The organism is Actinomycetota bacterium (assembly GCA_005888325.1).
Classification (GTDB): Bacteria; Actinomycetota; Acidimicrobiia; order Acidimicrobiales; family AC-14; genus AC-14.
Genome location: VAWU01000012.1, coordinates 1 through 7,858 on the forward strand (window position 1 = coordinate 1; position 7,858 = coordinate 7,858).

General features: G+C 65.5%; 9 protein-coding genes. 4 read left to right on the forward strand and 5 right to left on the reverse strand.

Annotated features, from left to right (window positions below):
• On the reverse strand, positions 1-565 hold a 565-nt coding region (locus E6G06_02035; GenBank protein ID TML93475.1), incomplete at its 3' end, for an MFS transporter.
• A 371-nt stretch (positions 566-936) separates the two neighbouring features.
• Between E6G06_02035 and E6G06_02040 the strand changes: the two genes are divergently transcribed.
• On the forward strand, positions 937-1,725 hold the full coding sequence (locus E6G06_02040) for an adenylate cyclase (protein TML93476.1): 789 nt from the start codon (positions 937-939) through the stop codon (positions 1,723-1,725).
• A gap of 307 nt (positions 1,726-2,032) precedes the next feature.
• On the forward strand, positions 2,033-2,983 hold the full coding sequence (locus tag E6G06_02045) for a polyphosphate kinase 2 family protein (GenBank protein ID TML93477.1): 951 nt from the start codon (positions 2,033-2,035) through the stop codon (positions 2,981-2,983).
• An 8-nt stretch (positions 2,984-2,991) separates the two neighbouring features.
• Here E6G06_02045 and E6G06_02050 read toward each other — a convergent pair whose 3' ends face one another.
• From E6G06_02050 to E6G06_02065, 4 genes are all read right to left on the reverse strand, one after another.
• The gene (locus tag E6G06_02050; protein ID TML93478.1) at positions 2,992-3,492 is read right to left on the reverse strand and encodes a hypothetical protein; all 501 of its coding nucleotides are present in this window, start codon (positions 3,490-3,492) and stop codon (positions 2,992-2,994) included.
• A 61-nt stretch (positions 3,493-3,553) separates the two neighbouring features.
• Positions 3,554-3,826: a hypothetical protein gene (locus E6G06_02055; GenBank protein TML93479.1), complete on the reverse strand. Its 273-nt coding sequence runs from the start codon at positions 3,824-3,826 to the stop codon at positions 3,554-3,556.
• Positions 3,827-3,850: 24 nt separating this feature from the next.
• The gene (locus E6G06_02060; protein TML93480.1) at positions 3,851-4,693 is read right to left on the reverse strand and encodes a hypothetical protein; all 843 of its coding nucleotides are present in this window, start codon (positions 4,691-4,693) and stop codon (positions 3,851-3,853) included.
• Between the two features lie 146 nt (positions 4,694-4,839).
• Positions 4,840-5,955 carry a hypothetical protein gene (locus E6G06_02065; protein TML93481.1) on the reverse strand — a complete coding sequence of 372 codons (1,116 nt, stop codon included), beginning with the start codon at positions 5,953-5,955 and terminating at the stop codon, positions 4,840-4,842.
• A gap of 423 nt (positions 5,956-6,378) precedes the next feature.
• On the opposite strand from E6G06_02065, the gene E6G06_02070 reads away from it, so the two are divergent.
• Both E6G06_02070 and E6G06_02075 read left to right on the forward strand, forming a co-directional pair.
• Positions 6,379-6,867, forward strand: a complete 489-nt coding sequence (locus E6G06_02070; GenBank protein ID TML93482.1) for a DUF1269 domain-containing protein — start codon at positions 6,379-6,381, stop codon at positions 6,865-6,867.
• Positions 6,868-7,013: 146 nt separating this feature from the next.
• Complete coding sequence (locus E6G06_02075; protein ID TML93483.1) at positions 7,014-7,487, forward strand: hypothetical protein; 474 nt, start codon at positions 7,014-7,016, stop codon at positions 7,485-7,487.
• Positions 7,488-7,858: the final 371 nt, after the last annotated feature.

Genomic DNA, 7,858 nt, shown 5'->3' on the forward strand with positions numbered 1-7,858 from the left:
CGAGCAAGGCTATTGTGACGACGATCAGCGCTTGGAAGACGAACGCGGCGCGCCAGCTGATCGCCGTCGTGATCAGTCCCCCAATCAAGGGCCCCGCGGCTGCCCCGATTCCTCCCATCCCGCTGATCACGCCGAATGCCCGCGCACGCGATGTGAGGTCGGGGAAGAGCATCGTGGTGAGGATGTACACGGGCGGGATCAAGAGGGCGGTCCCGACCCCTTCCAAGATCGAGTTGCCGAGAACGAGCACTCCGAGACCGGGGGCGATCGCACTCGTCAGCGCGCCGATGGCGTACAGCGTGAGCCCGAGGGTGAAGCACCGTTTGCGGCCCCACCGGTCCGTCAGCTTGCCTCCGGGGATCATCAACGCCGCCATGACCAGCAAGAAGAGCGTGATCGCGGTCTGAACGCCCTGCACGGTCGTGTTGAGGTCCTTGCTGATGTCGTTGATCATCACGTTCATGTTCGAGCCGGCGAAGCTGCAGATGAACTGTGCGAGCGCGAGCGGCGCGAGCATCCTCCGCAAGCCCGGCGACGGTCGCGTCTGAGCACCGTCGCCGCTCATGTCGTTCCCAGGTTCGCGAGGCGGGTCAAGCCCCGGTTGTCCCGACGACCGCCGCTCACCCGAGCGTCACCAATCGGTGATCGGCGACGGACAGGTAGCTCATGCCGTTCACCTCCCGCGCGCTTCGCGGCAGGACGTTAGGTTCGAAGTTGGACGGCGTCGTCACCCACGGGGGGTGACCGAGCGCGCCGACGTGCACCTTCACGGCTCGCGGTCAGTGAGCGGCTGCAATCGTCAGCGTCGGCGTCCAGTCTGCGCCAAGGGTCACCTGATTGGGGTGATTCTCGAACGTCGGTGCCGTGATACACCTCTCGTCAATGAAGGCTGCACCGGTGTCACCGCGTTCCAACACGGGGCGAGAGCGAGGGGTCGTGACCAAGCAGGACAAGTCGTCAGAGACGCTGTCCCCAGAGCAACTCACTGAGCTCCTTCGGCTCATCAAGGGCGCGGACACCGTCGAGCTGAAGCTCAGCGTGGCCGATGAGAACCGTCGGTCCGCCGTGACCGCGCTCGGAATGGATCCCCTCGACGCCGAGGTCCGACAGGTCGTCTTCTTCGACACCCCGGACCTCGTCCTGGATCGCCACGGCGTGGTCGTGCGAGCGCGGCGAGTACAGCGCAAGGCAGACGACTCCGTCGTGAAGCTTCGTCCAGTCGTTCCGGAGAACCTGGCGCCTTCCCTGCGCCGATCGCCCGCCTTCGGCGTCGAGGTCGACGCCATGCCAGGCGGGTTCGTCTGCTCGGCCTCGATGAAGGCTCGGCTCAAGCAAGGCGACGTACGGGACGTGCTGGCCGGACGGCGTCCGATTCGACGGCTGTTCACCAAGGCGCAACGGGCACTCTTCACCGTTCACGGGCCAGATGGTGTCGGCCTCGACGATCTCACCTGCCTCGGCCCCATCAACGTGCTCAAGCTCAAGTTCTCACCACGGGGTCTGGAGCGTCGCCTGGTCGCCGAGCTTTGGAACTATCCGGACGGATCACGAATTTTAGAGTTGTCTACGAAGTGCACACCCGGCGATGCGTTCCAGGCAGCCGCAGAGCTGAGAGCATTTCTCGGCGGGCGCGGCGTCGATCTTGCCGGATCACAAATGACCAAGACTCGTACCGCCCTTGAGCTCTTCTCTCGTGAGCTCCTTACGACGGCCGAAGCGAAATGACCGCGACGTGGGCAGCGACAGGGAGCGAGACTCCAACTGATGGGGAGCTCGCGGTCGTTGAGAGACGGCTGACTGCTGCATTCAGCGAGGATGTGCCGCCGGAAGTCGTGCGGTGTCTCATCGCCGACATTGCCTCCCGTTTTGACGACGCGCGCTTCCAAACGTACGTCCCGTTGCTGGTGGAGCGGATAGCTCGCGACTGGCTGAGCGACGCCGTTCGGCAGCATCTTCCGCCCGCGCACCACTCTGCGTCGAACGCGGTGAGCGGGCGCAGCTGAGACACAGGCTTGGCCCAAGGAGAGCGGTTGTGGACACAAGACAACGGCTGATCACCAAGCTGCTCGTCCAGCCCGACGCCCGGGCGGACATCGCTGGGCGGGACCCTGCTTGGACGGGCGGCCCGGAGTTCGAGCAGCTGTCCTCGGAGACGTTGGATGCAACCGCAAGGGCCGCCCTCGCCCGGGGCGTCGAGCAGCTCGCCGACGCCCAGGAGCTGCTGTGGGCGAGCAACACGTACGCGCTCCTGGCTGTCTTCCAGGCCATCGATGCCGCGGGAAAGGACTCGACCATCAAGCACGTGATGTCGGGCGTGAACCCCCAAGGTGTGCAGGTCGTTTCGTTCAAGCAACCGTCGACCAAGGAGCTCGAGCACGACTTCCTATGGCGCATCTCGAACGCGGTCCCCGCCCGTGGCCGGATAGGCATCTTCAACCGGTCGCATTACGAAGAGGTCATCGCACTGCGCGTTCACCCTGAATGGCTCGCTCGGCAGAGCCTTCCCGCCGACGATCGCGACGCTGAGTTCTGGGGCAACCGCTACGAGGACATCAACGCATTCGAGCGACACTTGGATCGAAATGGAACGAAGATTGTGAAGTTCTTCCTCCACGTCTCGCGAGATGAACAAAGGCGGCGATTTCTCGCACGCCTCGATGAGCCCGGCAAGCAGTGGAAGTTCAGTGCAGCCGATGTCCGCGAGCGCGCGCATTGGGATGAGTACATGCAGGCCTATGAGGCCGCGCTCACAGCTACGTCCACTCCGTGGGCGCCGTGGTACGTCATACCCGCAGATCGCAAGCACGTGATGCAGGAGATGGTCGCGGCCATCCTTGTCGATGTCATCGGTACCCTCGGTCTGACGTGGCCAAGTGTTTCAGAGAGCGAACGACGCGAGAACGCTGACGCTCGGCGCACCCTCGAATCCGAGCCAGAAGCGAGGGTTGCATCGAGTCGTGCGTCCAAACCCGCGCATGCCTGAAGCGCGTATCACGGGCTTGACGCTGGCAAGTGAGACAGCGGAATATTCGAAAGCGCACGAACGGGCAGCGTGCCGTAGACGAGCCTCGTCTCGTCGAACCCTTGAAGCGCGGTAACTGCCGCTGTCACGTCTAGTCCAGACACGACGAGGGCCAGGCACACGGTCGCAGTGGGGAGCACGTGTTGAAGTTCGACAATGAAGCTCCCACTTACCCCCGAACGAGCCAGATGCGCGGTCTGACGCCCCGCTTCCGAGGAGTGTTGTGAAGACTCGAGCATTTCGCGCATGAGCCACGTCAACGCGTTGAGGTCGTTTTCGTCCCCAGTCGCTTTGGACAGCCCGGTAACGTGAAGCGAGTCGTCGTCCTCACGTTCGATGAGCACGGCCTCGACGATCGCGAGCGAATTGGCACGCTCGAGCCGATCGATCAGGGCGAGAGCCTCGCTCACGCTCACCTTGGTGGAGAACGACATGACGGCGAGATGATGCTCGCGGGCAACCATGCGCACCTCTCAGAACTGGTTCAGGGTCAGCCCCGTCGACCGCCGGTCGGCGGGTGCCCAGCCGTTCTCACAACGGGGCGGAACTGGGGGTCGTGAGTGACTCGAACGACATCGCGTCACCGATGTCCGCGAGCGCCCTCAAGGCCTCGCCGAGGGCGATTGGCCACGTCGCCAGGAGGAGGGCGATCGGAGCGCCGAACATGATCACCGCAAGCGTGTTCCAGACGCCGTTGACCGCGATCGCCCACGAGATGACGCCCAACGTGGACGACACGACGCTCACCAGACCGAACGCGACCAATGCATATGCCCACGTGCGGAGGGTCTTGTATCGAGACATCGCGGCGTCCTTTCGTCCGTGCCTTCATGCTGTGTCCGGAGGCACGCCACGTTCTTCACCCCGACCGAGTGATCCGCTCGGCGTGACCAACTCCGCGGGCCGGCCGTCCGCCGAGACCCAATCTCGCGGCGTGTTCGACGAGCGCGATTCGGCCCGTTCCCACAAGGTGGCGTTCAGGAGCGCGGCGGCCACAATCAGACGAGCCACGAGGTACAAGCCAAGGAGCAAAGTGGCCGCCGCTCCGAGTCCGCCATAGAGCTCGCTCGAGCTCTCGATCTTCCCTGACAGGTAGTACACGCTCACGAGGTGCATCAGCTCGGCACCTGCACCTAGAAACAGCGCACCGGGCACGAGCCGCGTCCAGGGTGCGCCGCCGTGAGGGAGCGCGATCGAGATGGCGAGCCACAGCGCCGTATACCCGACCACGATGCTTACGGTGGCGACCAAGCCGAAGCCCGGCGCCGCCTGACGGAGATACTGGGCGCCTGCCGTAAGCCCGATCATCGCGAAGGACAGTCCCGTGAATACTGCGGGCGGCATCGGCCCTTTCGCGGGCACGCGGGGGCCCATGGCCCATGCGAAGCGGTGCACCGCGACGAGCGTTCTGGCACCCGCGGCGCCGGCGGTGTAGAGACCCACGAGCGCGAACACGAGGAGAAGCCAACGCGACCGTTCCGCCTGGTCCGAGGCCTTGGCCACGACTGAGACAACGGACTTGCCGAAACCCATGTCGCCGGCCACGCGCTGCGACTCCCCGCTGCTGGACGCCTCCGCAAAGCCCAACCCGGCAGTGACGAAGAGCGCGAGCGGCAGCATCCAGAAGAAGAGGCGGTAGGCGATTGCGCTGGCGAGGAGATTGCCCGCCACGGCACGGTCGCGCGAGCGAATGACGAGGAGTGTGTCAATGCCACGCCCCGTTGCGCGATTGCCGTCCACCCGGCTTCGCGTCGCCTGTGTCCATGTCCTGAGCGCCCGGTCGGCGGTTCGCTGGTGGGCACCCGCGCCGCGGCGGTTCACGACGGCTGCGTCGGCGCCCCGACCCGGTAGACCGCTGCCTCGAAGCCGCCGACGAGACCCAGAACGAGGAGCAAGCCCGCCCACGAAAGACTTGCGCTCCAGAGCACGACGAGACCAGCGAGTACGCCGCAGGCAAGCAAGCCGTCCCTATGAGCGCGAACCCACACGACCGCGGTGTCGTCCGCGGCAATGTCGCCGGTCGCAGGGACGGCACGAGTCCAGAGCGCGGCGGTCCGGCGCCGCACCGAGACGACCCACGGATACGTCCCGCTCAGTACCGCCGCGGCCGCCACGACGGCAACCACGAGGAGCACCCACAGCGCGAAGGTCGTCAGTGGATGGAGGAACTGCTCCGCGGTCAGCGACGTCGCGCGACGGCCCAGCGCCGTCGGCGGCAGCGACGCGATCTCGTCGTGGACACGGAAGGACACACGCCGGATGAGGACCATGCCGATCGCCAGCCCCGTTGACAACTGGAGCAACGTACGCCGTCGACGGGGCGAGAGCCACAGCGCCAAACCTCCCAAGGCGAGGCCGACGACGAGGAGGGGGACGACAAAACGATCGAACAGCTTGACGGCCTGCTGTGCCGCCGCAAGGCGTCCTTTGTCATAGACCGTGAATTGGCCAAACCCGCGGTCGAGCTGAACGCCCAGCGCGCGGTTGAGGCGAGCGATCGCCTCGTCGGGGACGTCCTCGACGCTGATGTCGGGAAGGTTCACCTCATGGCCGAAGATCTGGGGTGATGCCGCGGTGAGCCGCTTCAACACGGCATCCACGACGGGCACGAGATTCAACTGGACCTGGTCTTTGCCGGCTTTCACCACATCGCTCCTGCCCTTGAGCACATCCACCGCCTGCTCGTGAGCAACGGTGACGGTGACAACCCAGAGTCGAGCGAACGCGTCGGATCGGATGAACGAGTGCACGCGATCCTGCACGAACCCCTCGACCGCGTTCGTCAAGGGAACGGCAAGGAGCTGCCCTCGTTCCGGTAGGACCTCCTCGAACAGCCCACGCGGGTCGATGAGCGTCATGATCTGATCGGTGAGGCGCGCCGTGAGGGCGTCCTGCACGGCCGGCTCTTCGATCAACGGGCCAACGCGGTCCACGAAACGATCGGTGCTGAGAAAGTTTCGACGGGCCCACACACCGGCACGAGCGTGACCACTAGGGTGCTTCGCCACCAACTTCGGCGGCGCGGCTGTTCATGGGGTGCCTTGCGCTGGTGGTGGCCGTCATCGAGTTCAGCGCCGAGAGTGGTGGTTTCGGCACCGGTGTCGTTCAGGCGCCGCGTCGTCATGGGCAGCTCCCTCCGAGTCTGATCGGCATCGTCGCCGTGTCGACACCTCTGCCCGCCGGTGGGACCTCGTCTCACTCTCTCGACGCGGGCTGGAACTGGCCTCACCCGTCGCGGATGATCCTTGCCACTCGACTCCGTCGCATTGCGCGATTCACCCCCGCGGAGTGACGCCCGGAGTAAGTGACGGGCCGACGATGGTCGCCGACGACATCAGCCGAATCAGGGAGGAGACGTGGCGACACTGACGGTCTGGAAGTTCGACAGTCCCGACGGCGCGGACCGCGCGGAAGCGACGCTGGAGCATCTCGCCAAGGAAGACCTCATCTCCGTGGAGGACGCGGCCATCGTGAGTTGGCCGCGCAACAAGAAGAGCCCGAAGACGCGCCAGCTACAGGGCCTCGCCGGTGTCGGGGCCCTTGGTGGCGCCTTCTGGGGACTGCTGTTCGGGCTTTTGTTCTTCGTTCCCCTGCTCGGCTTGGCCATGGGCGCCTTGACCGGTGCCATCGGCGGTTCACTCGCCGATGTGGGGATCGACGACGACTTCATCGCCTCCCTACGAGCACGAATCGAGCCGGGTACGTCGGCCCTCTTCGTCCTGACGAGCGACGCAGTCCTCGACAAGGTGCGCGACGCATTTGCCGCCACCCACGCGGAGCTCATCCACAGCAATCTCTCCAGCGAGCAGGAAGAGCGCCTTCGCGACGTGTTCGCTACTGCCTGATCTTCCGCGGCAGGTTGCCTGTAGACGCGAGACCCCCCGCCGACCGCGACGAGCTCCGGGCGTCAAGCGCCCGGATGCTCGGCGCGGTTGGCGTCGGCGCGCTCGCGCCATCGAGGCCGTGTCGAAGGCGGTTTCACCCCGTTCGGGTGACGCCGGTCTGGGCAATCGAAATCGATGCTGAGTCTCACGACAGGCGCGCGAGACAGGAGGAAGTACAGATGCGGATCTTCTCTCGTCGGCAGACGACGAGCTCAGCGGCGCAGAACCCCTTGGTGCCGGTGCTCCTCGCGTTGAGCTCGCAGGGAAAGCAGGCGCTCTATGCCGCCACGAACAACGGGAGCCTCAAGCGCGGGACCTGGAACGGGTGCGCGCTCAACGCCGCGGGGCGCGTGGTGGGCGAGCGGATAACAGACTCGGCACGCGCGGCTCGAGTCTTCGAAACAACACCACAGATCATGCGCGATTTCATCGTCGTTTGGGACCGCCTCAGAGGGCCCGACCATCGATGCACAGCTCTCCTCCGGGAGGCGATCCTCACCGTCGGCCTCTTCACCGAACCGGACGGTCGCGTGGTCGCGACGGAGCCACACCGGACGGCGACCGCAGAGGTTGGCGGCTAAGACAGATCTGTTTCGGCGCAGGCTGACGTCCTCATCGCGGCACTCAAGGTCAGTGCTGCTCGGTTCGCGATCGCAGAGGGGCGATCGGCGCGGGCGCGGTCGACCCGCGCCGCCATCCGTTGCCATACCCGCGGATCATCGACTTGGCGGCGCAACTCTGCGGCTGCGTGCTCGATCGACCAACCGTCGGCGAGCACGAGCCGCAGGAGCTGCGCGATCCCGCGGTCGACGACTGTGAAACGGGCGGACATGCCGACCACAGTGGCCGAGGAAGCGGAGGCGGGCGTCACCCCACGGTGATGAATTCGAGCTGGCTTGCCCATTGCCAATCATCCGATGCGGGTGACGTGGCGATGGGCTTATGGCATCGA

What these genes read in the sequence shown, in the direction of transcription:
- E6G06_02055 (TML93479.1), bottom strand. Translation starts at nt 3,826, where the DNA reads ATGTCTCGATACAAGACCCTCCGCACGTGGGCATATGCATTGGTCGCG.